The organism is Actinoplanes sp. NPDC051475 (assembly GCF_040689425.1).
Lineage (GTDB): Bacteria > Actinomycetota > Actinomycetes > Mycobacteriales > Micromonosporaceae > Actinoplanes.
Genome location: NZ_JBFAZZ010000004.1, coordinates 103,798 through 128,880 on the forward strand (window position 1 = coordinate 103,798; position 25,083 = coordinate 128,880).

The following is a 25,083-nucleotide window of genomic DNA, read 5'->3' on the forward strand; positions in this document are numbered from 1 at the left end:
GGGTATTCACCGGGCCGGAGGTCACGGAGGATGGCGTGTACCGGCCCATCCTGCGACCCCGTCGCGGCGAGATGGCTGCCCTGCACCACCTCGACGCCGCCGCGGCCCGCCGGGTCACCCCGATCGTCGAGGTCTCCCCAGCGGATCGGCTTCCGCAGCTCGTGCGGCAGCTACCGCCCCGCACCGGCGTGATCGCCGTCGACCTGGGCGCCGTACCGGATCCCCCGGACCCCCTCGTGTCACCGCCGCTCGACCTGGCGGAGGAGCTCGCGGCGCTCGGTGTGGCCATGGTGCCGGTGCTCAGGGCGTACGACAGTCCTCGCCGCCTGGTGGAGCACGGCCTGGCCGCTCGCATGCACCTGATGCGGGCGGTTCTTCGTCTTCAGCCCCACGTCGACGTCCGCAACTCCGCGCAGGCCACGGCCACGACCACCCGCATGCTGGCCGGCGCGGGCCTCGAGGCGGAACACGTCGACCTGATCATCGACCTTGCGGAGACGGCATGCGCGGCGCACGCCGACCGGTTCGAGGAACGCGCCCGGCACGTGCTGCGCTGGGCCCGCTCGACGCCGTGGCGCTCGGTCACCGTCGCGGCCGGGGCGATGCCGCCCAATCTGGACGATCTGCCGACCGACGAGCCGGTCACGGTCGGACGCCTGGACGCCCAGGTGTGGGCCCGGCTGAGTGAGCCGGGCGTCGGCTATGCGGACTACGGAGTCACTTCTCCGGTACGCCGAAACGGCAGCAGCCACCGCCAGCTCCCGACCCTGCGCTACACCGCGGACCGCAACTGGTGGATCTACCGCTGGGCCCGGCGCGGAGGCCGCAGCGACGACCGCTGCCACGACCTGTGCCGAACCCTGGTCGACTCGCCGCACTGGCCCGCCCGCGGCGCCCGCTTCTCGTGGGGAGACGCCCAGATCGCAGAACGCTCCCGCAGCGCCCGTGGCGGGGGAAGCTCGGCGAGCTGGATAGCGTGGAGCACGTCACACCACATCGCGCACGTACTGGCGACTCTGGCGCCGACCGGCTGACGCCTCACCTCACCTTCCACGCGGCCACGACGTCCATGAGCGGATAGCCCTGCTCGACCATGCGCTGACCCCCTGTGGACAACCCGGCGGGCGGCCCGAATCACTCGTACACTTGTTCCAATGATGCTCGACGCCGCTCTCGCGTACGCCCGGCACGGGATTCCCGTCCTGCCGGTGCACACCCCTGGGCGAGACGGTTCGTGCTCGTGCGGCCGGCCGGATTGCGACCGGCCCGGCAAACATCCGCGGCTGCGGCACGGCCTCACGGACGCGACGGTCGACCCGCGCCGGATCGAGATGTGGTGGTCACGGTGGCCGGAAGCCAACATCGGATTGCGTACGGGCACAGCCATGGACGTCGCCGACGTGGACTCACCCACCGGGTGGCACGGCCTGCGTCATGTCCTCGGCGGCACCATGCCGGTGGGCCCCCAGGTCCGCACGGGCAGCGGTGGCTGGCACTTCTGGTTCGCGCCGCTGGGACACGGCAACCGCGTCCACCTCCTACCCGGCGTCGACTGGCGGGGAGTGGGCGGATACGTGGTGGCACCACCGTCCCGGCACGCGAGCGGCACCTTCTATTACTGGGTGGTGCGGCCGGGCGCCGATCCCCCGTCAGCACCCGACGCGCTGCGTGGGCTGATCGCAGGGCCCGATCCGCCGTTCGCCGGCAACGGAGGCGCGTCCGATCCGGGCTGGTTCGGCGGCTCGGCGATCGCCCATCCCGACCGGTACGCAGCGGTGGCGCTGGAGGCCGAGGCCGACCGGGTGGCCCGTGCCGAAGTCGGGACGCGCAACGACACGCTGAACCGGGCGGCGTTCGCGCTCGGCCGGCTCGTGGGCGCCGGCTTTCTGGATGCGGCAACGGTGACGCGGGAGCTCATGGCGGCCGGCGCCTGGTGCGGCCTGGGTCGCGCAGAGACGATCCGCACCATCCGCTCGGGCCTCACCGCCGGCAGGCGATCCCCTCTGAACCGCGACACCGCCGGCCAGGGGCTGCCGCAGCACCGCGATTCCACCGGCGGGCCATTCCCGCTCGACCGCGAATCGGCTCGGCCGGAAGTCCTGCCCGCAGCTCGCTCCTCCACCCGAGCGATGCCGGAGAACGACAACCACGGGAGGCCGGGAACGGTAAGGACACGACTCTCGAAACGACTTGATGACATCGATGGCCATCGCGTGGCGTGATCCGGGGACTACCGCCAGGATAGTGACCGTGACCGATCAGCAGAGGCCGAAGCCGTACCACCTCGAAGTCGCCGTGACCGCAGACCGGGATCGCGTCTGGGCTGCCGTCACCCAGCCGGCCGTGTTGCGGCAATGGTTCGGGTGGGACTACGACGGGCTGGACGCCGAGATCCGGCACATCTTCGTGAACGAGGCGACGTTCCGCGCACCGGAGCAGATGGGGTGGGCCGACGGGTCCTATCTGGAGGTCACCGGCGACGACGACGGTGCCACGGTACGGGTCGTGCGTGAGGGTCCGCCGTCCGGGGACCGCGACCGGTACGACGCCATCGAGGAGGGCTGGCGGTCCTTCCTCATCCAGCTCCGCTACCTGCTCGAGGAGAAACCGAAGGGGGTACGCCGCACGCTCTACCTGACCGGCACGACGACCGGCCGCGAGGCGCTCGCCCTGGCCGGCGGCAACGGGACCCCGGCCGGCAAGCGGGTCGCGTGGCTCGTCGACGCCGACGGGCACCTGGTGGTGATCGCCGGGCGGGAACACCTCGGCAGCCGTCAGCCGGGCCGCATGGAGGTGATCGTGTCCACGTACGGGCTGGACGACGCGGCATTCGACGTGGTGCGCAAGCGCTGGGCCGAACGCTGGCTACCGATAGCCCGCGAAGCTCAGGTCACGACAGCGGACAGGCCCGCACCCTGACCGCGACACCCCCAGCCCGACAGTCCGAGGACGCGGACCAGCCAGCGCCCCTGACACCCCTCACGGGCGTGATGTGGATCAGTGCCGCACGCCCTGCATGACCTCCCGTTCCGCGGGTAGCCTGGCTGATCGAAACCGCCTGGGGGCGACGGTGGGAGGGGCATGTCCGAGGGCTCGGAAGCCGGCGCACCGGATCGCGGTGTGCTCGGTGATGCGTCGCGCCTGCATTCTCTGCAGCGCGTCTGTGTCGGCGCCGAGCCCGATGAGGCTTTCGACCGGTTCGCGTCGCTGGTCAAGCGGCTGCTCGGCGTACCCGTTGCGTTGGTTTCCCTGGTGGACGAGGAGCGGCAGTTCTTTCCCGGGCAGGTGGGGCTCGCCGAGCCGTGGAGTGCGAAGCGGGAGACTCCGCTCTCCCATTCGTTCTGCCGGCACGTGGTCATCGAGGGCAGCACCAAGGTTTTTTCGGACGCGCGGCTCTACGCCCAGGTCCGCGACAACCTCGCCATCCCGGACCTCGGCGTCGTGGCGTACGCGGGGGTGCCGCTGACCGACGCCGACGGGCAAACGCTCGGGTCGCTGTGCGCGATCGACACCCAGCCTCGCGCGTGGACCGGCGACGAGCTCGCGATCCTCACCGATCTCGCCGAAGCCTGTTCCTCCGAACTCCGCCTCCGAATCGCCCGCGACCTCGCCGAAGAAGCCCGAGGCCAGGCCGAGGAAGCGCGGGAGCAAGCCGAGTCGGCCCACGCCCAGCTGGCCATGCTCGCCGAGCTGACCGAAGCCTTCGCCGGCACCCTCGACGTCGAAGAGGGCGTGCGACTCCTGGCCGGCGGCGTCATCCCCCGGCTCGCCGACTGGTGCCTCGTCACGCTCATCGATCCGAACGGCAACGTCCGGCACGTCTCCGCCGCGCATCGCGATCCCGGCTTCGCAGCCGACGTCCAGCGCTTCGGTTCGATGATGATGGGCGGTCTCGGGTCCCGGTCGGCGGTTCTCGCCGTGCAGCGGTCCGGTCAGCCGGTGCGCCGGCAGGGTGAGAACGCCGAGACGCTGCTGGCTCGCACCACCAACCGCGAGATGGCCGCGCTCGCCGAACGGCTCGGGTATTCCTCGTTCGTGGTCGTCCCGGTCGTTGCCCCGGTCACCCGGCGGGTGCTGGGGTCGATCTCCCTGATCAACGGGCCGCGGCGGGCCGCGTTCACCGAGGCCGACGAGCGGACGGCGCTGGACATCGCGCGGCGGGCCGGGCTGGCCATCGACAACAGCCGGCTGTATCGGCAGCAGCGGCACGTGGCCGAGGTGCTGCAGCACAGCATGCTGACCGAGCTGCCGACGATCCCCGGGGTGGAACTGCACGCCCGATACCTTCCTGCGCAGGCGGGCGCCGCGGTCGGCGGGGACTGGTACGACGCCTTCGCCCAGCCGGACGGGTCCGTGATGCTCGCCGTCGGCGACGTGTCCGGGCACGACATCGAGGCCGCGGCGACGATGGGGCAGCTGCGCAATCTGGTACGCGGTGACGCGTACGGCCGCGACGACGAGCCCGGTCCCCTGCTCACCCAGCTCGACCGGGCGGTCCGGGGCCTGCGGGTGCCGGCCGCCGCCACCGCGGTGCTGGCCCGGGTGCGCCGGGCCGGCCCCGCCTACGAGGTCACGTTCGCCAACGCCGGTCATCCCCCGCCGCTGCTGATGCGTCCCGACGGCTCGGTCGACGTCTGGTGGGAGAACCCGGAGCCGCTGCTCGGCGTCGTTCCCCGGCTGGAGCGGACGACCCACCGGCGCACCGTCCCGGCCGGGTCGGTGCTGGTGCTCTACACCGACGGGCTGGTCGAGGATCCGGGCCACGTCATCGACGAGGGCATCGACCGGGTACGGGAGATTCTGCGACGGCATGCGGGGGCGCCGGGCGAGGAGCTGTGCACCCGCCTGGTGGAGGCGGCGGCCCGGCGCGCCGACGACATAGCGTTCTTACTGGTCAGGCTGCGGTGACGGCGGGCCGCCGTGGGTCCACGGCGTCTGGTCCGGTTCCGGGAACGCGCCGCCCGGCCGGTACGCCTCGCTGAGCGTCGTCAGCAGCAGCCGCTCGCCCACCTCCGGCACGCTGCCCGGCTCAGCCACCAGCTTGCGCCCCATCCCACCGGATAGCTCGAGCAGCACCTCGGTCTTCGACCCGTCGACCGGCGTCACCGAGACCACCGTGGCCTTCTGGGACGGCCGTGCGGGCGAGGTCAGCGCGGCGCCGCGCGTCACCCGTACCGGCTCCGGGGTGACCACCATGATGCGCGGGCGCAGCACCGGGCGTTTGCCGCTCTCGTCGATCCGGTCGGCCTTCGCCAGGGTCACGTCGCCGGCGAAGGCCGCGCCGGTCAGCCGGTATTCGGCCATCACGAGCGGGTCGTCGAAGGCGCGCTGGACCGCGTACCGGGCGGCGGCGTTCTCGAGGCGGCTGAGCCGGGCGGCCGCGGCCACGGCACCGTCGCGGCGGGGTTGCGGCGGGCCGCCCTCGGCCAGGTGCTGCACGAAGGCCGAGAACGAATCGCGGTCGGCGTCCCAGCGCCCGGCGACGCGGGAACCGGCGGGCAGCGCGCGCAGCAGGTCGAGGGCGCGCCACATCAGGGTCCAGGTCGGCAGGAGCTGGTCGCGCAGCACCCGCGTCAGTTCCGCGACGTCCGGCTCGGCCACCGACAGCAGCGGCGCGAGCACGTGGTTGTCGAACGACGGGTCGGTGGCCGGGCCGGCCGGCGGCGTCACCGCCGGGTCCTCGGCCCGCGCGGCCGCGTCGAACACGGACGTCCCGGGTGGCGGCGACAGCCAGGCCATCAGGGCGGCGAGCTGGGCGTCCTCGGCACTGCTCTGCCCGGTCGCCCAATGCGACGACAGCGCTTGTACGGCGTTGAGCAGCATCGACGAGCCGGGAACCTCCGCCGCGTTCGCGAAGAACGTCAGCCACCGCCCGAGCAGCGGGACCGAGACGGGCACCGCGTACTCGCCCTCGGTGCTGCGGAAGCGGGTGGAGCGCCCGAACAGCCGCAGGAAGTCGACACCGCCGGGGTTGGGCACCCAGATCTGCGGCGCGCCGGTGAACCGGTGGCGCACGTCGCGTCCCCGGTCGACGGCCACCGCTTCGGTGACCGCGGTGAACGAGTCCACGTAGGGCACGAGCACCTCGGCGAGCCGGGCGGCGAAGGAGAACCGGTCGTTGCGGTTGCGCGGCTGGGCCACGACCAGCAGGTGCGGTTGTGCCTCCGCGGTGCCGACCATCGCGGCAAGGGGCGCGTTGGGTTCGCCCGCCATCGCGTACGGGACGAGCACCAGCGGGCGCTCGTGCAGGTGCAGGTGACGCACCGTCGCGATCGGCTGGGCGCTGCCCGCCGCGTACGCCTGCGCGCGAGCGAGCGCGGTCAGGGTGCTCACAGGGCCTCGGCCCGCAGCCGGGCGGCGGCCTGGAGCAGCGCGGCCGCCTCGGCCTGGTCCTCGGTGGGCGTCCGGGTGCCCGCCGCCAGCGCGAGCGCCTCCTCGACGGTGTCGACGCCGCCGAGTGCGTCGCGGACCGGCCGGCCGAGCGTGGCGGTGCTGCCGGCGGCCTCGTGCCGGCAGTAGGAGGCCAGCTCGCAGGCCGACAGGCACTCGGGCGCGTACCGGGCCTCGACCTGGCCCAGCGCGGCGATGAGGTCGGCGGGAGGCAGCGCGGTGTCGAAGCTCAGGTTCGGCGGCAGGGCGGCGACCAGGTCCGAGACCGAGGCGAGCCGGGTGAGCTGCCGGGTGAGGGTGGACAGCTGTTTGCGGACGTCGACCAGCACGGCCGTGGGCTGCAGGGAGAAGTCGCGGGGGCAGACGAGCACCGCGTCGTGGCTGACCAGGGCCGGGTCGTGACCGAGGTCGGCGAGGAGCCGGCGCAGCGCGAGCACGTACACGGCGGCCTGCACCGCGGCGGCCGACACCTTGGCGCTGTCCGCCTGGCCGTCCACGATCGCGAAGGACTTGATCTCCACTACGTGCAGCAGACCGCTGGCGTGGAACGCGATCAGGTCCGGTTCGAGGAAGACTTGCCGGCCGGCCACGGCGAGGGTGAGCAGCGGGTGGTCGATCAAGGCGGTGCCGGCCGCGGCCGCGAGCAATTCCCGGGTACGCCCGTGCCGAGCGGTCAGCGTGGCGTCGTCGTCCTCGCCGAGGTCGTCGTACGAGACGGCGGGCGCCTCCAGGGCCAGCACGTCGCGCAGCACCGACAGCAGGAGCGCGCAGTCGTCCGCCTTGAGCATCGCCTCGAAGCCGTTGCCGCGGGCGAGCGCGAAGCGGGACTGACCGAAGCTGCCGGGGAAGCCGATGCGCTCGGCCAGCCGGGGCTTGTCGATCCCGGCGGCGTCGAGCACCGCGCGGCGCGAACACCCCGGGTTGGCCGTCAGCGCGGCGATCGTGCGCGCGTTGTGCCGCTTGGCGGGTACGCCGCCACGGATCCGGTCGAGCGCCGTCGTCACCCGCGCCCTCGCTGGTGGGGCAGGCTCATGATGCCGAACAGCCGCTGCCGCTCGTCGAGGGCCGACCATCGCCGCTCGACCGCCTCGGGCAGCGCCTCGACGGTGACCTCGGCGAGCGCGGCCCGGGCGGCGTCCGCGAGCGCCCGCGGGTCGTGCACGAGGAACGCCTCGGGGCCGCCCGGCACGGTATCGGCGAGGCCGCACAGCAGGTCGAGGACGGCGCTGCTCGCCTGGGCCCGGATGGCGACGAACTCGGCGATCCGGACCACCGCGGCGAGGGCGCCGGCCCGGGCCGACCGCGGCGACACCAGGCGCCGGGCAGCGGGCCAGCCGGAGAGGGTCACCAGGCCGCGGGCCGCCGTCAGGTCGTGGTGCAGGGCCGGGCAGATCCGGTACGCGGTGAGGGCGTCCGGGTCGAAATGCCGTTCCTCGTCGCGCAGCACGGCCGCCACGCCGGACATGGAGAGGTCGCCGTCGAACAGGGCGGTGTGCACGTCCACGACGAGACGGGCCGGGGCCGGGCCGCCGAGCAGCAGCAACGCGTGCCGGGCCTGCTCGCGGACGCCCGGAAGCGTGGTCGAACTGATCATGGCGGGGCGCTTCCGTCGGTCGGGGGTCCTGGGCGGATCGACCTTAAATCGTCGTACAGGCTGGGGGCAATGTCCGGATGTCCGACGGCGTTTCACCCCCGGGAGGCGAATAAAGCGCGCATATCGGACGGCGGCCGGACGGCGCGCTACGTTCGAGGTATGCCGAAGGCCATCTGGAACGACGAGATCATCGCCGAGAGCGACGACACCGTGGTAGTCGAGGGCAACACCTACTTCCCGCGCTCCTCGGTGCGGGAAGACGTGCTGCGACCCTCCGACACGCACACCGTCTGCCCCTGGAAGGGCAAGGCCTCCTACTACACGCTGGAGTCCGGCGAGCACGTCACCAAGGATGCCGTGTGGTTCTACCCGGACCCGAAGCCGGACGCGAAGGCAGTCCGGGACCGGGTCGCGTTCTGGAAGGACGTGAAGGTCGAAGCCTGACGCCACGCTCGGCGCGGGCGTCCCGCCCGCGCCGCCTACCCGATCCTCGGATGCGCCTCCTCGATGGCGGTCACCTCGAGATAGTCCAGCATGTCCCGCTGTTCCGCGACCTCCAGGGCACCGAAAGCCTCGTACGCCGCGGCCCGCGCGTGCGGGGTCTCCGCCGCCAGCAACGCGATGATCGCCGACCAGGCCAGCGAGACCCGGTCGAAGAGCCGCGACTCGCGCAGCGAGGGCAGCCGGCTCAGCATCGCCACCTTCGTCGCCGCGTCGTCGTCGTGCGGGATGCGGTCGGAGAGCTCGAAGAGCGCCCTGCCCCGGTACGGATGCTCCGCCTCGACCATGCGCGCCAGCTCGGCGTTGTCCATCCGCTCGACGGCGGGCGCGGGGCCACGCTGCGGCAGCGGCGGGCGCGACTCCTCAGCGGGCACGGCTGTCCCGCCCGCTCTCGAAGCCGACCCCGGGCGTCTGGTGCGGCAGCGTCGGCCGGCTCCGGAAGGTAGGAAACGGCGGCGACGGCATCACCGGCGACTCGGGCTCGGAGTCGGCGTCGGTCTCGCCGGTCGCCTCGTCCTCGGCCCGCTCCTGCACCTGCTCCCCGATATCAGGGTCACGCCCCAGCACAGTTTGTCCTCCGTTGCCGACTTTCGTGGTGTTGGCGTCCTATGAGATCACGCCGCGGCGCCCGGAGCGACCCCGCCCCGGGACACGCCCGGACATCACCCGACCCGACGACCGCCGTAATGTGGCGGCAATAGATTGATTGTTGCTGGCCGACAAGTAGCACCATCCGACGAAGGTAGGCGGACGTGGACGGCGGCATGAGCACCACCGGTGCGACGCCGGAATGGCGGTCGGCGATGATCGACGTCTCGGGCCTCTCGCTGACCGATCTCGCAGCCGGCGCCGAAGCGGACGGACCGGACGAAAGCGCATTCGGCCACTGTCTCCGCCGGCTCGCCGACGAGCTCGCCCGTCCGGGTGAGCCGATCGCCGGATTCAACTCGGCCCTCTAGGACGGCGCCGTACGGATGGGACCCACCGCAGTCAGCGCGGCCCCGCCGCATCGGCTCAGCGACGCCGCGCTCGTCTCCCTCGGCGCCGGCCGGCCGGACCCCGCCACCCTCGGCGAACTGCGCCGGGCCCGGCTGAGCCGCCACCTCCTGCTGCTTCGCGAGATCGCGGTGGCGACCCGGACGGACGACTTCCGCGCGCTGGCCGCCGCCGAGCGCGCCGAGCCCGAGCGGGTCCGCGACCTGCTGGCCCGTCCCCTCTTCGGCGTCTGGGCCACGCGATGCCTCACCGCCCTGCGCGCGGGCTCGACCCCCGAACGGGCCGGCGTCGGTCACCTGAGCGATCTCGCCGCCCGGGCCCGGACGCCCCGCGCGCGGCGGGACCCCGGCCGGCGGCTCACCGCCAAGCACGACGGGCTCCGCATCTCCGTACGCCTCGAGGACAGCGATCCGCTGCGCGCGGGGCTGGGCCTGCCGCCCACCCCACCGCTGACCGCGGCCGAGCTGACCCGCTGGCAGGAGGCGTTCGCGCAGGCGTGGCGGCTCATGGTCGATCGGGTACGCCCCGACGCCGAGATCCTGGCCACGATCCTGGACAGCGTCGTGCCCGTACGCGCCGACCCGGCAGCCCGCGGGATCAGCGCCACCTCGGCCGACGCGTTCGGCGCCGTGGCGATCTCCGAGCCCGCCGACGCGACCGCCTTCGCCGTGGGGCTGCTGCACGAGACCCAGCACAGCATCCTCAACGCGGTGCAGTACCTCTTCGACCTGCTCGCGACCCCGGACGCGCTCGGCTACTCGCCCTGGCGCGACGACCCCCGGCCCGCCTCCGGGATCCTGCACGGCGCTTTCGCGTACCTGACGGTCACGCGCTTCTGGCGCTCCCGGCCCGGCGACCCGCTCGCCCGGTTCGAGTTCGCCCGCTGGCGCGCCGCCGTGGCGGCCGCGGCGGACGGCCTGAGCGACCTCACCCCGGCCGGCGAGCGGTTCGTCGGCGCGCTGCGGGCCGAGGTGCGGCCCTGGCGGGACGAGCCGGTCGACCCGGCGGTCCTGCGCCTCGCCGAGGGCGCCAACCGCGATCACCGGCTGCGCTGGCGGCTGCGGAACCTGCACGTCGGCCCGGCGGACGCGGCGGAGCTGGCCTCGGCGTGGCGGCGCGGCGAGCCACCGCCGCCGGTCACGTCCGTGCTGCGCCCGGCACCCCGGCGGGCGTTGGAGGCCAGCGCCCGGCTCGACCTCACCCACCGGTCACTGCGCGGGCTGCCCCTCGACGGCGCGGAGGGCGATCTCGCGTACGTGCGCGGGGACGAGGCCGCGGCGCTCAGGGCGTACCGGAGGAATCCGGGTGACCGGGCCGCCTGGGCCGGGATGTTCCTGGCCGGCGGCCTGCAAGGCGCGCCGGAGATCGCCGCCGCGGCCTACGACGCGCTGCGCGACCACGGTCCCGACCCGCTCGCCCTGGCGAGGTGGGTTTCCTAAAGTCCCCCGCCGCCGGGCCGATCATGCTGCCCGTTGGAGGTGGGACATGAGTCGGACCGGCAAGACCGTGGATCGTGTGCGTCGCTGTGTCGACGGCATCATGATCTTCACGTCGCTGCTGCTGCTCGCCTGGCCGGCGCTGTTCGTGAACGTCACGCGCGGCGACGCCGGGCCGTTGACGCTGGTCGTCGGCGCAAGCCTGGTGATCGGGTTCGGCGCCGGCGTGATCCTGCTCGCCCGCCGCTGGCCGCTGGTGCAGTACGCCCCCGCCACCGCTGCCGTCCTCATGGCCGGCTACTGGTTCGGCCACAGCGGCGCCATCAACCGTGAGCTGACCTGGCTCAGCTTCGCCGTCGCGGCGATCATCCTGGTCCGCCAGTTCCTCGGTGCGCGCACCAACGAGAGCCTGGTCCGCGACCTGACCCGGCAGCGCGCCCAGCTGGCCCGGCAGGCGTCCCGCGACCCGCTGACCGAGCTGGGCAACCGCAAGCTCTTCATGGACCACGCCACCGATGCGCTCGCCGACGCGGACGACACGATGACCGCCGTGATCCTCGTCGACCTGGACGGGTTCAAAGAGGTCAACGACACGTACGGGCACGCCGTCGGCGACGAGCTGCTGCGCACCGCGGCCGAGCGGCTGACCGCCAACGTCCGCAACAACGACACCGTGTCCCGTCTCGGCGGCGACGAGTTCGTGGTGCTGCTCCCCCGCCTCGTCGACGACCAGATCGCCGACACCGTGGCGAACCGGATCCTGCGCGACCTCGAACAGCCCCTGATCATCGGCGACGTCGTGCTGACCATCCCGGCCAGCGCCGGCATCGCCATCACCCGCGGCAGCGGCACCGCCGTCGACGAGGTCATGCGCGAGGCCGACCTCGCCCTCTACCAGGCCAAGGGCGAGGGCAAGGGCATCGCCCGGCGCTTCGACCCGGCGCAGTTCGCCGCGGTGGAGGCCCGGCGCCACGAGGAGGCGGACCTGCGCCGCGCCGTCGAGGCCGGCGAGTTCGAGGTGCACTACCAGCCCATCGTCGACCTCGAGGGCGAGCGTACGGTCGGCGTCGAGGCGCTGATCCGCTGGAACCACCCCGAGCGCGGAATGATCCCGCCGCTGGCGTTCCTGGACATGGCCGAGTCGCTGGGCCTGCTCCCCCGCCTCGGCGGCTGGGTGCTGGAGGAGGCGTGCCGGCAGGCCGCCGAGTGGCAGCGGGACAACCCGGGCTTCGAGCTGAACGTCAACCTCTCGGCGAGCCAGCTGGGCAACCCGGACCTCGTCGAGGAGGTACGCGCCGTGCTCGAGCGCACCGGCCTCCCGCCGTCCCTGCTCGTGCTCGAGCTGACCGAATCGGTCGCGCTCGTGGACCTCGTCGAGTCGGCCCGGGTGCTCGGCGCGCTGAAGACCGTCGGCGTGCGGATCGCGCTGGACGACTTCGGCACCGGCTTCTCGTCGCTGAGCCACCTCGGCACCCTGCCGGTCGACGTCGTCAAGATCGACAAGTCGTTCGTGCAGGCGATGCAGGAGAACTCCGGCGCGTCGGTGGCCGAGGCGGTGCTCCAGATCGCGCGGACCTTCAAGCTGGCGCCGGTGGCCGAGGGCGTCGAGGACGCCACCCAGGCCTCCCGGCTCCGTGAGCTCGAGTGCGCGCAGGCCCAGGGCTACCACTTCGCCCGGCCGATGCCCGCCGGCGACCTCACCGCGCTGCTCGCCCGCGAAGCCGCTCTCTCCAACTGAGCGGGCTACCTCGGCTGGGTGAAGCGGATGCTGTTGCCGAAGGGATCGCGCAGCCCGCAGTCGATCCCGTACGGCCGCTCGGTCGGTTCCTCGGTGAACTCGACGCCCTTGGCGAGCAGCGTCTCGTAGGTCTTGCGGCAGTCGTCCGTGCTGAAGATCAGCGAGCCGCCCGTGGCGCCCTTGGTCACCAGCTCGCGGACCTGCCGCGCGGTCTCCTCCGACATTGCCGGCGGCCCCGGCTTCTCGAGCAGGATCTGCCGGTCCGGGTGGCCGGGGACGCCGACGGTCAGCCAGCGCATGAAGCCCAGGTCGACGTCGGCGCCGACCTCCAGGCCGAGCTTGCCCACGTAGAAGTCGAGGGCCTGGTCCTGGTCCAGGACGTAGATCTGCGAGTGCGTGATCGCGTTGAACATGCGGATCACGCTACTGAGCGGGGCGCCGGAAAACTTATCCGGAACTGCTCGGTCGCATCCACGCCATCGCGAAACACGTCGGTACGCCGGCGAGTGCCGCCGCCTCCCTGCGGTACTGGCGCGGCGACCGGCCGACGATGTCGCGGAACGTCCGGCTGAACGTGCCCGGGCTGCCGAAGCCCACCTCGAAGCAGATGTCGGTGATGCTGCGGTCGCTCTCGCGCAGCAGGAACATGGACCGCTCGACCCGGCGGCGCTGGAGGTAGCGGTGCGGCGTCTCGCCGAACGTCGCCCGGAACGTGCGCGCGAAGTGAGCCGGCGACACGTGGGCGATGCGGGCCAGGGCCGCGACGTCCAGCGGCTCGGCGTAGCCCCGGTCCATCGCGTCCCGGGCCCGCAACATCCGCCGGTTCGTGTCCTCCACCGCGCGCATGTCAGAGGGGAGGAGGCTCGATCTCGGTCTCCAGGCGGGCGCCGGAGAGGGCCCGGGCGAGCAGCGGGTGGCTGTCGCCGTACACCTTCTGCAGCTCCTCGACGGCGGCCTGCGTCGACCCGTCGTCGCCGGCGTCCAGGGCCGCGTTGAAGGCACACGCCAGGGTGTCCGGGTGGTCAGCGCCGCGCACGCTACGGGACCGGTTGAGCGTGTCCAGCGCGATCTCCCGGGCCTGCTGCGCCTCACCGGTGGCGAGCAGGTCGGCCGCCAGGCCGTTGGCACAGCTGAGCGTGAACGGATGGTCGGCGCCCACGCTGCGCCGCAGGCCACCGAGGGCCTCCAGGTCGATGGTGCGCGCCTCCGCGTACCGCCCGGTGGCCCGCACCACCCCGGCCAGGTCGGCCGCGGCGGCCAGGGTGAACGGGTGCTCGTCGCCGAGCACGGCGTGATAGCGGGCCACGGCCCGTTCCAGCAGCCGGTGCGCCTCGTCGAGGTCGTCGGCGTCACGGGCACAGTTGGCCAGCGACACCATCGCGCCGAGCGTCTCCACGCTGAGGTCGCCGAACTTCTGGCGGTACAGCTCCACGTTGGTCGTCGCCAGCTCGCGAGCCTCCGTACGCCCGGAGCGCCGCGCCGCCATCGCCGCGAACCGTCCGGCCCACAGTGCCATCGGGTGGTCGGGGCCCAGCGTGTCGAAGTGGCCGGCGACGGCGAGCAGCTCGGCGGCGGCCGCGTAGTCGCCGAGGCCGAACAGGTCGAAGGCGAGCCCGGCCCGCGACGACAGCGTCTCCGGATGTCCGTCAACGAAGATCATCTGCCGGTGCCGGAGCACCTGCTCGTCCAGGGCCCTCGCGCCCCGGAAGTCCCCGAGCAGCCGTAGGTCCGCCGCGAGGTTGTTGGCGCAGCGCAGCGCGGTCGGGAAGCTCTCGCCGAAGAGGCGGCGGTAGCGGACCAGGTTGTCCGCGTCGAGCTGCCGGGCCTGCCCGAAGTGACCCTGCATCCGCAGGTCGGCGCCGACGCTGTTGGCCGTGGCCAGGGTGGTCTCGTCGTCGCCGCCGAGCACCTCGCGCTGCGAGCGCAGGGTCTGCGCGTTCAGGACGCGGGCGTCGGCGGTGCGGCCCACGGCCCGCAGCGCGTTCGCCAGGTGGAAGGACGCGATCAGCGTCTGCTCGTCGGCCTCCCCGAGACTGTCCCTCCACCGGGCCACCGCCTGGTTGGCCAGGTCGCGGCTGGAGTCGTAGTCGCCCCGGGCGTAGAGGAAGCGGACGCAGTTGATGACGAGCTGGCGGATCTCCTCCGAGTCGCCGCCGAGCACATCGGAGTGGACCAGGTGCGGGATGACCTCGGCGTACCGGTGCCAGTGTGTGGGGTTGTCGGGGTCGCCCGGGTCGGCGGCGGCCAGCATCGCGCGCACCGTGCGGAGCAGGGCGGCGTGCCGTTCGGAGCTGAGCTGCTGGCCCAGCATGCCCCGGACCATCGGGTGCACGATCAGGCTCTCGCCCGGCGGGTCCAGGTCGGCCAGGCCGTAGCGGCCGATCAGGCGGATCGCGGCCTTCAGCCGCCGTTCGATGCGCACGGTACGGGCGAGCTCCGGCGAGACCAGCCCACGGGCGGCCCACAGCAGCTCCCACGACACCGGCGCGCTGGCGAGGAAGGCGCTCAGCTCCAGCAGCTCGAAGGCGGCCGCGGACGCCTCGGCGAGCCCGTCGGCGGCCAGGCCCCAGGCGACCCGGATCGGGGTCGGGAAGGCCAGCTCGCCGGCGCGGGCGTCGTAGCGGCGCAGGTACTCGTCGACGCTCCAGCCGGTCGCGACCCGCACCGCCGCGGCCTCGTCGAGCGCCATCGGCACGTCACCGAGGTGGGCGGCGAGCCGGTCGGCCTCCCCACCGGACAGTTCCGCGGCGCGGCGCTGCAGGAAGTCCACGCTGTCCGTACGGTCGAAGACCGGGACCGGCACGGCCTGCGCGACCTCGGTGGTCCATCGCGGGTTGCGGGAGGTGACGAGCACGTGGCCGGCACCGCTCGGCAGATAGGGCTTGATGTCCTCGGGCCGGTTGGCGTTCTCGAAGACGACGAGCCAGTTCCGGTACGGCTCACCGCGGCTCAGCGCGTCGCGCACCGCGCCGAGCGTGCGGTTGATGTCCCGCGCCTCCGGCAGCTTCAACTCCTGCGCGAGCCCGACCAGTGCGGCCCGCATGCCGGCGGTCTGCTCGGCGGGAATCCACCACACCAGGTCGTACGTGTCCGCGTAGCGGTAGGCGTATTCCACGGCCAATTGGGTACGTCCCGTGCCACCCAGCTGGTGGTCGGCGGAAGGCAGCAGCACCACCGGTCCGTTGCCGAGCAGTCCGCGCATGTCGGCGAGGAGCCCTTCGCGTCCGACGAATCGCGAATTGCGTGGCGGCAGACCGCCCCGGATCGGCACGCCGCCCCTCCCCACTGATGCCCCCGCCCTCTACTGTCATGCTGCCGATTACCGTACGTGGAATCATCGCCACTGCGGAAGATTGCATCAAACGGAAGGCGCCGTGGTGACCGACGAACCCGTGACGAGTCTCGACCGCGACGCCGACGTGGTTACCGTCGCCCTGCAGGGCGAGGTCGACGTGCTCAACGTGGATCAGGTCCGGATCGCCCTCGTGGAGGCGCTCGAGGCCCGCCCGCGGGCCCTGGTCGTCGATCTCGAGAAGCTGTCTTTCATCGATTCCACCGGGCTGGGCGCGATCATCTTCGGCTTCCAGCGGGCCCGGGACGAGGGCGTCGAGTTCTGCCTGGCCCGCCCGACCCGTGGCGTGCACCAGATCCTGGTCCTCAGTGGCGTCCTCGAGGTGGTCGAGCTCAAGCAGTAGGGCCGCCCGGCACTCCGGACGGCCCCACGGGGTTGTCGTCATCCGACCCAGGCGAACTCCCTGGCGGGCACCGCGACCGCCGTACGGAAGTTGTTGTTCACCGTGGCGGCCTCGGTGGCGTTCGGGTAGGCGTTGGTGCAGGAGACCGGGGCGCTGCTCCCCGACATGAGGTCCGCGCAGAGGCCGGTTCGGCGGTCCGGCAGCCCGAGGATGTGCCCGAACTCGTGCGCGGCGATCCGCGGGACGTAGTAGCCCTCGTTCACCGCCTCGCGGCCCATGTACCAGCGACCGTTGCCGAGGGACGTGGTGTACGTACGCGGCCAGCCGTTGTCGGCGTACACCCGGATGTTGGGGGTGCGCCCGGCCGGGACCGGCTCGAGCCGGACCGTGGTGACCCGGCTGTTCCAGATCTGCGCACCCTGGTTGACGGCCGCGACGAACTCCTGCGCCTGGCTGGCGTCGTAGTACAGCACCCGCGGTGCGGCGGCCGCGGGATCGGCGGCGGCGACCTGCAGGCCGGCCGCCGCCAGGAATGCGAGCAGTACGGCGGACAGTCTCTTGAACAGCATCGGTGACCTCCCTGGGGGTGGGGGACGGACTGCCCACACGGTAGCCAGAGAAAGACGCTTATCGATGCAGTTCGGTCATACCTGTTGCCGCCTCATGATCACGTGATGGCCGGCTCGGCCGGCGGGAACGCCAGTCCCAACCCCGGGCCTGCCGGACCGACGTCGCGGGTGCGGCGGCCCGCCAGGAGCATGAGTGAGAGCAGCGACGCCGTCAGCGCCAGGGTGCCCGCGCCGTACCAGGCCCAGTCGTAGCTGCCGAGCCGGTCCCGCACCAGGCCCGCCGAGGTGGCCGCGATCGCCGCGCCGAACTGGTGCGAGGCGAAGACCCAGCCGAAGACCACCGCGCCGCTCGCGCCGAAGTACTCCCGGCACAGGGCGACGGTCGGCGGCACCGTGGCCACCCAGTCCAGGCCGTAGAACAGGATGAACACCACCATGCTCGGATGCGCCGTGGCGGCGAACAGCGACGGCAGCACCAGCAGGGACAGCCCCCGCAGGGCGTAATACCCCCCGAGCAGCAGCCGGCTGTCGACCCGGTCGGTGAGCCACCCGGAGGCGATCGTGCCGGCGATGTCGAAGAGGCCGACGAGCGCGAGCAGGCTCGCGGCCGTGGTTCCGCCCATGCCGTGATCGTGGGCGGCCGGGATGAAGTGCGTGCCGACCAACCCGTTCGTGGTGGCCCCGCAGATCGCGAAGCCGCCGGCCAGCAGCCAGAACGCCCGGGTACGAGCCGCCGTCCGCAGCGAGCGCAGGGCGTTGCGCGCGGCACTGCCGGGCGGGGTCGCAGGCGGCGCCGGGTCGTCGGGCCCCGCCCCGTACGCGGCCACGCCCAGGTCCGCCGGCCGGTCGCGCAGCCGCCACCACACGAGCGGCACCACGGCAAGGGCGGCCACCGCCACGGTCAGCGCGGCGGTCCGCCACCCGTACGCGCCGGTGAGCCGGGCGAGCAACGGCAGGAAGACGAGCTGGCCGGTCGCGCCGCCCGCGGTCAGCAAACCGGTCACCAGTCCCCGGCCCCGCACGAACCAGCGGTTGGCGACGATCGCCACGAAGCCCAGCGCCATCGAGCCGGTGCCGAGCCCGACCAGGACGCCCCAGCACAGCACGAGCTGCCAGCTCGCTTGCATGAAGACGGTCAGGCCGCTGCCGGCGGAGACGAGGACCAGCGCCCCGGCGACGACCCGGCGCATGCCGAGCTTCTCCATGAGCGCGGCGGCGAACGGGGCGGTCAGGCCGTACAGCAGCAGGTTGACCGAGACCGCGGCGGAGATGGTGCCGAGGGACCAGCCGAACTCGTCGTGCAACGGCTGGAGCATGACGGACGGCGTCGCGCGGAAGCCGGCGGCGCCGATCAGGGCGACGAAGGCGACGGCGGCGACGAGCCAGGCGGTATGCGGGCGGCGGGAGGTCACCCGATCATTCTGCGGAGATCCGTCCGGGCGGACGAGTGGCCGGGAGGCCATGATGCGCAAGAATCAGGCCATGACCCATTCGGTGGCGATGCTGGCGCTCGACGGCGTGGTCGGCTTCGACCTCGGCGTCCCGCCCCAGGTCTTCGGCGCCGCCCGCGACGCCGACAACAAGCCGCTCTACACCGTGACCACCTGCGGCCTGTCCGGCCTCCCGGTTCGTCCCGAGCGTGGCGGCTTCGTGGTCGTACCCGACAACGACCTGGCACCGCTGGCGACCACCGACACCGTGCTCGTCCCGGGGGTGAGCGGCGGGCCGACCATGACCGACGGCACGGTCGCCGCCGAGGTGGCCGAGGCGCTGCACGCCGCCCGCGAGCGCGGGGCGCGCATCATGTCCATCTGCACCGGCGCGTCGGTGCTCGCGGCCGCCGGGATGCTCGACGGCCGCCGGGCCGCCAGCCACTGGGCGTGGGCGAAGCGTCTGGGCCGCCTGTACCCGAGGGTGGAATGGGACTTCGAGGTGCTGTTCGTCGACGACGGCGACGTGCTCACCTCGGCCGGGGTGGCCGCCGGCGTCGACCTATGCCTGCACGTCGTGCGCCGGGACCACGGCAGCGCGGTGGCCAACCAGGCGGCCCGGCGCTGCGTGATGCCGGCGTGGCGCGACGGCGGTCAGGCGCAGTACATCGAGCGCCCGATCCCGGCGGCGCACGGCAGCGGCACGGAGACCACCCGCGCCTGGGCCCTGAGCAGGCTGGCGGAGCCGATCAGCCTGGGGGAACTGGCCGGGCACGCGCGGATGAGCGTACGGACGTTCACCCGCCGGTTCCGCGACGAGACCGGGATGAGCTCGCAGAAGTGGCTGCTCCAGCAGCGGATGGCGCACGCACGGCTGCTGCTGGAATCGACCGACCTGAGCATGGAGGTGGTCGCGCGCCGCTCGGGACTGGGCAGCTCCACCGCGCTCCGCCAGCACTTCCAGCATTCGGTCGGGGTGGCGCCGAGTGCGTACCGGCGGGCGTTTCGTCACCCGTGACACGTGCGCTCAGTTCACGGCGGGAGTGTCCGATGGGACAGACGTAACCCCCGGTCATACGTCGTGAGGATGTCATGGATCAGACCTTCCGCCCGTTGCTCGATGCCCTCAAGCAGATGGGCGTCGATGAGAACGCGGTGGACGCGGCGGCCGAGGAGGCGCAGAACACCGGCCGGTCGGTCCGGGCGGTGCTGCTCAGCGGGCGGGTCGTCACCGAGGAGGAGCTGACCGAGGCCGCCGCGTACGCGTTCGGCATGAACACCGTCGACCTGCAGGGCTACCCCATCGACCCCACCGCCCTCAGGCGTATCCCGCTGTCCGTCGTCCTGCGGCACCGGGTGCTGGGCCTGCAGATCACGGACGGCGAGCTGGTGGTCGGCGTGACCGACCCGGGCGATGTCGTGGCCCTCGACGACGTCCGCGCCGCCACCGGCATGACCGTCCGCCCGGTGGTGGTCGCCCGCAGCGAGGTCCGGCGCATCATTGAGCGCCTCCAGCGCGAGGACAGCGACCTCGGCGACCTCGTCGACAACTCCGCCGACGACCAGACCGGCATGGCCGCTCAGGCCACAAGCGCCGACGACGCGCCGATCGTGCGCTACGTCAATAACCTGATCGAGCAGGCCGTCCAGAACCGCGCCTCCGACCTGCACCTGGAGCCGACCGAGGAGGGGCTGCGCGTGCGCTACCGCATCGACGGTGTGCTGCACGAGCTGGACATGGTGTCTCGCGGCGTCATGTCGGCGCTGATCTCGCGCCTGAAGATCATGTCGGGCGTCGACATCACCGAGAAGCGGGTTCCGCAGAACGGCCGCATCACCGTGGTGATCCGCGACCGCAAGGTCGACCTGCGGACGGCGACGCTGCCGACGGTGTGGGGCGAGAAGATCGTGCTCCGGGTGCTCGACACCGGCGGCATCGACCTCGACATGGAGAAGCTGGGCTTCACCCAGCACAACCTCACCCGCTTCGCCGAGTCGTTCACCAAGCCGCACGGCATGGTCCTGGTCACCGGCCCGACCGGTTCTGGCAAGTCGACCACCCTCTACGCGACCCTGGGCCGGATCAGCAAGCCCGAGATCAACGTCATCACGGTCGAGGACCCGGTCGAGTTCCGGCTGCGCGGCGTCAACCAGGTGCAGGTCAACGTGAAGGCCGGGCTCACCTTCGCGGCGGTGCTCCCGGCGATCCTGCGGTCCGACCCCGACGTCGTGCTGATCGGTGAGATCCGCGACAGTCACACCGCCCAGATCGCCACCGAGGCCTCGCTGACCGGTCACCTCGTGCTCTCCACGCTGCACACCAACGACGCGCCCGGCGCCGTCACCCGCCTCACCGAGATGGGCATCGAGCCCTTCCTCGTCGGCTCGTCGCTGGACTGCGTGCTGGCCCAGCGGCTCGCGCGGCGGCTCTGCGACTGGTGCAAGGAGGCGTACGCGCCCACCGAGCAAGAGCTGGAGGCCGCCCGCTGGCCGGTCGAGGACCTCAAAATCCCCGAGGCGCTGTACAAGCCGGTGGGCTGCCGCGACTGCGCCAACACCGGCTACCGCGGCCGCCTCGCGCTGCACGAGGTCATGCCGATCTCCGCCGAGATCGAGACGCTGACCATCAAGCGCGCCTCCTCCGGCGAGATCCGCGAGGTGGCCGTCGAGCAGGGCATGTACGACCTCCGCGCGGACGGCCTGGCGAAGGCGGCCGGCGGCCTCACCTCGGTACGGGAGGTTTCGCGCGTCGCCGTGTAGGCCCCGCGTCAGCCGAGCAGGGTACCGCGGACCAGGCCGGTATCGCGCATTTCTGGTGGAACAGCTCCTAAAGCCCCCCGGCGCGGTGCCGAATGGGGAGAAGTCAGAGGTTCACGAGGAGAATGTCGGGGCAGCGGATGTACACGGTCGACCACGAAATACCGCAGCAGGCCGCTCCGTCGGAGCCGGCAGCGGGAGACCTGGCCGTGCTGGACCAGATGCTCGTCTCGCTCGTCGAGGCGCGCGGCTCCGACCTGCACCTGACGGTCGGGTCCCCGCCGATGATCCGGGTCGACGGCGGCCTGCGCCCGCTGCCCGGCTACGGCAAGCTCAACTCGGCGGACACCGCCCTGTTGTGCCGCGCCGGCGTCTCGGCGGCCCAGTGGGAGACGTACCAGCATGAGCAGGAGCTGGACTTCGCGCACAGCATCGTGGGCGTGTCCCGGTTCCGCGGCAACCTCTACATCCAGCGCAACTCGTGCGGGGCCGTCTTCCGGGCCATCCCCCACACGATCAAGCCGCTGGACGAGCTCGGCATGCCGGACTCGGTCGGCCGCTTCGCCAACCTGCCGCGCGGTCTCGTGCTGGTGACCGGCCCGACCGGTTCCGGCAAGACCACCACGCTCGCCTCGATCCTCGACCTCGCCAACCGCAGCCGGGCCGCGCACATCATCACGATCGAGGACCCGATCGAGTTCCTGCACCCGCACAAGCGCAGCGTGGTGAACCAGCGCGAGGTCGGCTCGGACACCCACACGTTCGCGCAGGCCCTCAAGCACGCCCTGCGGCAGGACCCCGACATCATCCTGGTCGGCGAGCTGCGCGACCTGGAGACCACCGCTACGGCGCTGACCGCCGCGGAGACCGGCCACCTGGTGCTGGCGACGCTGCACACGCAGAGCGCCACGCAGACCATCGACCGCGTCATCGACATCTTCCCGCCGCACCAGCAGCTGCAGATCCGCGCGCAGTTGGCAGCCAGCCTCCAGGGCGTCGTCACGCAGGCCCTCGCGCCGCGCGCCGACAACAAGGGCCGGGCCGTGGTCTGCGAGATCCTCACCGCCACGCCGGCCATCCGCAGCCTGATCCGCGAGGGCAAGTCCCACCAGATCCCCTCGTTCATGCAGGCCGGCGGCAACGACGGGATGTTGGCCTTCGACCAGCACCTGGCCGAGCGCGTCCGCGAGGGCGTCGTGTCGATGCAGGGCGCCCTGGAGATCTGCCACTCGGCTGACGAACTCAAACGCCTGATCGGACGGGTGTGACATGCCGGTGACAAAAACGTTCCACTACAACGGCCTCGACGCGACCGGCCACAAGACGAAGGGCACCGTGGAGGCCGCCAACGAGGCCGCCGCGTCGCAGCTGCTGCGCCAGCGCGGCGAGGTACCGCTGGAGCTGTCCGAGGCCGGCCAGGGCCTCAACAAAGAACTCAAGATCCCGGGCCTGGGCGGCCGCACCAAGCTGAAGGATCTGGCGGTCTTCGCGCGGCAGTTCGCCACGATGACGGCCTCTGGCATGTCGTTGCTGCGCTCGCTGGCCATCCTCGAGGAGCAGACCTCGGCGGCCACGCTGAAGAAGGCGGTCGGTGAGGTCAGCGCCGACGTGTCCAACGGTATCTCGCTGTCGACGGCGATGGCGAAGCACGACAAGGTGTTCCCGCGCCTCATGATCGCCATGATCCGCGCCGGCGAGGCCGGCGGTATGATCGACCAGGCTCTCGAGCAGGTCGCGGCCAGCATGGAGAAGGACACCGCGCTCCGCGGCAAGATCAAGGCGGCGTTGACCTATCCCGCGATCGTGCTGTGCTTCACCTTCGTGATGATCGGCGCGGTTCTCAAGTTCATCGTTCCGATCTTCGAGAGCATGTTCAAGAACCTCGGCGGCGAACTCCCCGGCATCACCCAGTTCCTCGTCGACCTGAGCCACAACATGTACTGGATCGCCCCGACGTTTCTGACCGTGACGATCACCAGCTCGGTCCTCTACAAGCGCCAGGTGCGCCAGAGCGCGGAATTCCGGCTGAAGGTCGACACGCTCAAGCTCCGGTTGCCGGTGTTCGGCCAACTGCTGGGCAAGCTGGCGATGAGCCGGTTCTCGCGCAACCTGGGCCTGCTGCTCAACGTCGGCGTGCCGGTCATGCAGGCGCTCGCCGTGGTCGGCGAGACCACCGGCAACGAGGTCATCAACCGCGCCATGCAGGACGTCCAATCGGCTGTCCGCGACGGCCAGCCGATGTCGTCCGCCCTGCGTCACCACAAGGTCTTCCCCACCATGGTCACCCAGATGATCGAAGTCGGCGAAGAAAGCGGTCAAATCAGTCAGATGCTCGACAAGGTTGCCGATTTCTATGACAGGGAAGTCGACAGCGCCGCCGAGTCCCTGGCTGCCTCGATCGAACCGATCATGGTGCTCGTCATGGGTGGCGTGGTCGGCGGAATGGTGATCTGTCTGTACCTGCCGATGTTCACCATCTACCAGAACATCCAGAGCGGCTGACCGCTCTGGAGCAGTGCGCGACCGGTCTCCGGTCGAGGTCGGGCGCCCGAGCCCGGACAACCCATCCCCGCTCCACCCTGACGCCACACGGAGGCATCCCTGATGCAGGACATCATCAACCGGCTCCGCGCCAAGAAGGACGACGAGGGCTTCACCCTCATCGAGCTCCTGGTCGTCGTGGTCATCATCGGCGTGCTGGTCGCCATCGCCGTCCCGGTCTACCTCAACTACCGCGAGGGCGCGGCGGACAAGTCGTCGCAGTCCGACGTCCGCGGCGCGATCAGCGCTGTCGAGCAGTACTACACCGACAACCAGAACCAGTACCCGGCCGACATCACCGGAGACAACAGCGCCGGGGCCATGCCGACGATCACTCTAGTCAAGAAGACGGGCGGCGCCGACGGCAAGATCACCCTGTCGGACAAGACCAAACTCGGCTTCAAGGTGACCACCGCGTCCGGTTCCACGACCTACAAGATCTGCGCGACGAACACGGGCGGCAGCGGCAAGTGGTACCTGTACGACAGCGGTGTCGGCGGCTCCGTGAAAGCCGTCTCCGGCACGCTGACCCTGACCACCTGCGCCTGATAACCAGCAACACATCCGGCGGATGGTGCCCTTCCGGGGGCGCCATCCGCACCGGCGACCGCGACACCGAGGAGGACCGACCATGCCGCAGCCCCTGCTGCTCTGCATCGCCGGCCTGCTCGGAGCCGCGGTCGGCTCGTTCCTCAACGTGGTCATCCACCGCGTTCCACGGGGAGAGTCCGTCGTGCGGCCACCGTCGCACTGCCCTGAATGCGGCAACGAGGTACGCCGGCGGCACAACGTCCCCGTGGCAGGCTGGCTGCTGCTCCGCGGGCGGTGCGCCGACTGCGGAACCCCGATCAGTGCCCGATACCCCCTCGTCGAGGCCGCCACCGCCGCGCTGTTCATCGCCGTGACGGCGAGGTTCGGCTGGTCGTGGGAGCTGCCGGCGTACCTCTACCTTGCGGCGATCGCGATCGCGCTGGCGGCCATCGACCTGGACGTACTGCGCCTGCCTGACCGCATCGTGCTGCCGTCCTATGCGGTGGCGGCGGTGCTGCTCGTCCCCACGGTCCTCGCCGGGCAGACGAGCTGGCACGTCGTCGTCCGCGGTCTGCTGGCCGCCCTCCTGCTGTTCGCCTTCTACCGGGCGCTCGCCGCCGTGCCCGGCGGGATGGGCTACGGCGACGTCAAGCTCGCTCCCTTGCTCGGGTTCTACCTGGGCTGGCTGGGCTGGAACGCCGTCGCCGTCGGGGCGTTCGCCGCCTTCCTGCTCGGCGGCCTCGTCGCCGTCGTCCTGATGGCGATGCGGATGGCCGGGCGTAAGAGCCGGATCCCGTTCGGCCCGTACATGCTCGCCGGCGCCTTCCTGGCCGTGTTCGCCGCGGCGCCCATCGCCGACTGGTACACGTCCCTGTTCGTGATCGCCCCCTGACCACCCCTGACTG

At 71.9% G+C, this 25,083-nt stretch carries 25 protein-coding genes; 15 read left to right on the plus strand and 10 right to left on the minus strand.

Annotated elements, in window-relative coordinates; all coding sequences use genetic code 11:
- Positions 1-35 precede the first annotated feature (35 nt).
- The 4 genes from AB0368_RS09955 (at position 36) to AB0368_RS09970 (ending at position 4,908) form a co-directional block, all read left to right on the plus strand.
- Positions 36-1,034, plus strand: coding sequence for a beta family protein (locus AB0368_RS09955; protein WP_366153438.1), 999 nt, complete (start codon positions 36-38; stop codon positions 1,032-1,034).
- A 123-nt stretch (positions 1,035-1,157) separates the two neighbouring features.
- A complete protein-coding gene (locus AB0368_RS09960; protein WP_366153765.1) occupies positions 1,158-2,222 on the plus strand; it encodes a bifunctional DNA primase/polymerase in 1,065 nt (354 codons plus the stop codon).
- A 28-nt stretch (positions 2,223-2,250) separates the two neighbouring features.
- On the plus strand, positions 2,251-2,919 hold the full coding sequence (locus AB0368_RS09965) for an SRPBCC domain-containing protein (RefSeq protein WP_366153439.1): 669 nt from the start codon (positions 2,251-2,253) through the stop codon (positions 2,917-2,919).
- 162 nt (positions 2,920-3,081) lie between these two features.
- Entirely contained in the window at positions 3,082-4,908 is a 1,827-nt protein-coding gene (locus tag AB0368_RS09970; protein ID WP_366153440.1) for a SpoIIE family protein phosphatase, read from the plus strand.
- On the opposite strand, the gene AB0368_RS09975 is transcribed toward AB0368_RS09970, so the two are convergent.
- The 3 genes from AB0368_RS09975 to AB0368_RS09985 are packed head-to-tail and all read right to left on the minus strand — an operon-like array spanning position 4,888 to position 7,984.
- Complete coding sequence (locus AB0368_RS09975) at positions 4,888-6,333, minus strand: hypothetical protein (RefSeq protein ID WP_366153441.1); 1,446 nt, start codon at positions 6,331-6,333, stop codon at positions 4,888-4,890. The genes AB0368_RS09970 and AB0368_RS09975 overlap by 21 nt on opposite strands.
- Positions 6,330-7,394, minus strand: a complete 1,065-nt coding sequence (locus AB0368_RS09980) for a hypothetical protein (RefSeq protein WP_366153442.1) — start codon at positions 7,392-7,394, stop codon at positions 6,330-6,332. The genes AB0368_RS09975 and AB0368_RS09980 overlap by 4 nt, the downstream gene beginning before the upstream one ends.
- Positions 7,391-7,984, minus strand: coding sequence for a hypothetical protein (locus AB0368_RS09985; protein ID WP_366153443.1), 594 nt, complete (start codon positions 7,982-7,984; stop codon positions 7,391-7,393). Before AB0368_RS09985 ends, AB0368_RS09980 begins: the two co-directional genes overlap by 4 nt.
- Positions 7,985-8,143: 159 nt before the next feature.
- On the opposite strand from AB0368_RS09985, the gene AB0368_RS09990 reads away from it, so the two are divergent.
- Positions 8,144-8,428: a DUF427 domain-containing protein gene (locus tag AB0368_RS09990; RefSeq protein WP_366153444.1), complete on the plus strand. Its 285-nt coding sequence runs from the start codon at positions 8,144-8,146 to the stop codon at positions 8,426-8,428.
- A gap of 35 nt (positions 8,429-8,463) precedes the next feature.
- Here the strand turns inward: AB0368_RS09990 and AB0368_RS09995 are convergent, their stop codons facing one another.
- Positions 8,464-8,859 (minus strand): hypothetical protein, encoded by a 396-nt coding sequence (locus tag AB0368_RS09995; RefSeq protein ID WP_366153445.1) that lies wholly within the window; start codon positions 8,857-8,859, stop codon positions 8,464-8,466.
- A complete protein-coding gene (locus AB0368_RS10000; RefSeq protein ID WP_366153446.1) occupies positions 8,849-9,052 on the minus strand; it encodes a hypothetical protein in 204 nt (67 codons plus the stop codon). Before AB0368_RS10000 ends, AB0368_RS09995 begins: the two co-directional genes overlap by 11 nt.
- Positions 9,053-9,237: 185 nt before the next feature.
- Between AB0368_RS10000 and fxsA the strand changes: the two genes are divergently transcribed.
- The 3 genes from fxsA to AB0368_RS10015 are packed head-to-tail and all read left to right on the plus strand — an operon-like array spanning position 9,238 to position 12,655.
- Positions 9,238-9,444: an FxSxx-COOH cyclophane-containing RiPP peptide gene (gene fxsA, locus AB0368_RS10005; RefSeq protein WP_366153447.1), complete on the plus strand. Its 207-nt coding sequence runs from the start codon at positions 9,238-9,240 to the stop codon at positions 9,442-9,444.
- 15 nt (positions 9,445-9,459) lie between these two features.
- Entirely contained in the window at positions 9,460-10,920 is a 1,461-nt protein-coding gene (locus AB0368_RS10010) for an HEXXH motif-containing putative peptide modification protein (RefSeq protein WP_366153448.1), read from the plus strand.
- 46 nt (positions 10,921-10,966) lie between these two features.
- A complete protein-coding gene (locus tag AB0368_RS10015) occupies positions 10,967-12,655 on the plus strand; it encodes a bifunctional diguanylate cyclase/phosphodiesterase (protein WP_366153449.1) in 1,689 nt (562 codons plus the stop codon).
- Between the two features lie 5 nt (positions 12,656-12,660).
- On the opposite strand, the gene AB0368_RS10020 is transcribed toward AB0368_RS10015, so the two are convergent.
- The 3 genes from AB0368_RS10020 to fxsT are packed head-to-tail and all read right to left on the minus strand — an operon-like array spanning position 12,661 to position 15,926.
- Positions 12,661-13,068, minus strand: coding sequence for a VOC family protein (locus AB0368_RS10020; RefSeq protein ID WP_366153450.1), 408 nt, complete (start codon positions 13,066-13,068; stop codon positions 12,661-12,663).
- Between the two features lie 34 nt (positions 13,069-13,102).
- The gene (locus tag AB0368_RS10025) at positions 13,103-13,501 is read right to left on the minus strand and encodes an AraC family transcriptional regulator (RefSeq protein ID WP_366153451.1); all 399 of its coding nucleotides are present in this window, start codon (positions 13,499-13,501) and stop codon (positions 13,103-13,105) included.
- Between the two features lies 1 nt (position 13,502).
- Positions 13,503-15,926: an FxSxx-COOH system tetratricopeptide repeat protein gene (fxsT, locus tag AB0368_RS10030; protein WP_366153453.1), complete on the minus strand. Its 2,424-nt coding sequence runs from the start codon at positions 15,924-15,926 to the stop codon at positions 13,503-13,505.
- Positions 15,927-16,032: 106 nt separating this feature from the next.
- On the opposite strand from fxsT, the gene AB0368_RS10035 reads away from it, so the two are divergent.
- On the plus strand, positions 16,033-16,350 hold the full coding sequence (locus AB0368_RS10035; RefSeq protein ID WP_366153454.1) for an STAS domain-containing protein: 318 nt from the start codon (positions 16,033-16,035) through the stop codon (positions 16,348-16,350).
- Between the two features lie 38 nt (positions 16,351-16,388).
- Here AB0368_RS10035 and AB0368_RS10040 read toward each other — a convergent pair whose 3' ends face one another.
- Together AB0368_RS10040 and AB0368_RS10045 are read right to left on the minus strand one after the other, a co-directional pair.
- The gene (locus AB0368_RS10040) at positions 16,389-16,919 is read right to left on the minus strand and encodes a snapalysin family zinc-dependent metalloprotease (RefSeq protein WP_366153455.1); all 531 of its coding nucleotides are present in this window, start codon (positions 16,917-16,919) and stop codon (positions 16,389-16,391) included.
- Positions 16,920-17,017: 98 nt separating this feature from the next.
- On the minus strand, positions 17,018-18,331 hold the full coding sequence (locus tag AB0368_RS10045; RefSeq protein WP_366153456.1) for an MFS transporter: 1,314 nt from the start codon (positions 18,329-18,331) through the stop codon (positions 17,018-17,020).
- 52 nt (positions 18,332-18,383) lie between these two features.
- Here AB0368_RS10045 and AB0368_RS10050 point away from each other — a divergent pair, with 52 nt between their 5' ends.
- The 6 genes from AB0368_RS10050 (at position 18,384) to AB0368_RS10075 (ending at position 25,070) form a co-directional block, all read left to right on the plus strand.
- A complete protein-coding gene (locus AB0368_RS10050; RefSeq protein ID WP_366153457.1) occupies positions 18,384-19,367 on the plus strand; it encodes a helix-turn-helix domain-containing protein in 984 nt (327 codons plus the stop codon).
- 74 nt (positions 19,368-19,441) lie between these two features.
- Entirely contained in the window at positions 19,442-21,109 is a 1,668-nt protein-coding gene (locus AB0368_RS10055; protein ID WP_366153458.1) for an ATPase, T2SS/T4P/T4SS family, read from the plus strand.
- Positions 21,110-21,246: 137 nt separating this feature from the next.
- Positions 21,247-22,374: a type IV pilus twitching motility protein PilT gene (locus AB0368_RS10060; protein WP_366153766.1), complete on the plus strand. Its 1,128-nt coding sequence runs from the start codon at positions 21,247-21,249 to the stop codon at positions 22,372-22,374.
- A gap of 67 nt (positions 22,375-22,441) precedes the next feature.
- On the plus strand, positions 22,442-23,608 hold the full coding sequence (locus AB0368_RS10065) for a type II secretion system F family protein (RefSeq protein ID WP_366153459.1): 1,167 nt from the start codon (positions 22,442-22,444) through the stop codon (positions 23,606-23,608).
- A 102-nt stretch (positions 23,609-23,710) separates the two neighbouring features.
- Positions 23,711-24,196: a prepilin-type N-terminal cleavage/methylation domain-containing protein gene (locus AB0368_RS10070; protein ID WP_366153460.1), complete on the plus strand. Its 486-nt coding sequence runs from the start codon at positions 23,711-23,713 to the stop codon at positions 24,194-24,196.
- An 82-nt stretch (positions 24,197-24,278) separates the two neighbouring features.
- On the plus strand, positions 24,279-25,070 hold the full coding sequence (locus AB0368_RS10075) for a prepilin peptidase (RefSeq protein ID WP_366153461.1): 792 nt from the start codon (positions 24,279-24,281) through the stop codon (positions 25,068-25,070).
- Positions 25,071-25,083 lie beyond the last annotated feature (13 nt).

What these genes read in the sequence shown, in the direction of transcription:
- AB0368_RS09960 (WP_366153765.1), top strand. Translation starts at nt 1,158, where the DNA reads ATGCTCGACGCCGCTCTCGCGTACGCCCGGCACGGGATTCCCGTCCTG.
- AB0368_RS09970 (WP_366153440.1), top strand. Translation starts at nt 3,082, where the DNA reads ATGTCCGAGGGCTCGGAAGCCGGCGCACCGGATCGCGGTGTGCTCGGT.
- AB0368_RS09985 (WP_366153443.1), bottom strand. Translation starts at nt 7,984, where the DNA reads ATGATCAGTTCGACCACGCTTCCGGGCGTCCGCGAGCAGGCCCGGCAC.
- AB0368_RS09990 (WP_366153444.1), top strand. Translation starts at nt 8,144, where the DNA reads ATGCCGAAGGCCATCTGGAACGACGAGATCATCGCCGAGAGCGACGAC.
- AB0368_RS10010 (WP_366153448.1), top strand. Translation starts at nt 9,460, where the DNA reads ATGGGACCCACCGCAGTCAGCGCGGCCCCGCCGCATCGGCTCAGCGAC.
- AB0368_RS10015 (WP_366153449.1), top strand. Translation starts at nt 10,967, where the DNA reads ATGAGTCGGACCGGCAAGACCGTGGATCGTGTGCGTCGCTGTGTCGAC.
- AB0368_RS10020 (WP_366153450.1), bottom strand. Translation starts at nt 13,068, where the DNA reads ATGTTCAACGCGATCACGCACTCGCAGATCTACGTCCTGGACCAGGAC.
- AB0368_RS10025 (WP_366153451.1), bottom strand. Translation starts at nt 13,501, where the DNA reads ATGCGCGCGGTGGAGGACACGAACCGGCGGATGTTGCGGGCCCGGGAC.
- AB0368_RS10040 (WP_366153455.1), bottom strand. Translation starts at nt 16,919, where the DNA reads ATGCTGTTCAAGAGACTGTCCGCCGTACTGCTCGCATTCCTGGCGGCG.
- AB0368_RS10050 (WP_366153457.1), top strand. Translation starts at nt 18,384, where the DNA reads ATGCGCAAGAATCAGGCCATGACCCATTCGGTGGCGATGCTGGCGCTC.
- AB0368_RS10055 (WP_366153458.1), top strand. Translation starts at nt 19,442, where the DNA reads ATGGATCAGACCTTCCGCCCGTTGCTCGATGCCCTCAAGCAGATGGGC.
- AB0368_RS10060 (WP_366153766.1), top strand. Translation starts at nt 21,247, where the DNA reads ATGTACACGGTCGACCACGAAATACCGCAGCAGGCCGCTCCGTCGGAG.
- AB0368_RS10070 (WP_366153460.1), top strand. Translation starts at nt 23,711, where the DNA reads ATGCAGGACATCATCAACCGGCTCCGCGCCAAGAAGGACGACGAGGGC.
- AB0368_RS10075 (WP_366153461.1), top strand. Translation starts at nt 24,279, where the DNA reads ATGCCGCAGCCCCTGCTGCTCTGCATCGCCGGCCTGCTCGGAGCCGCG.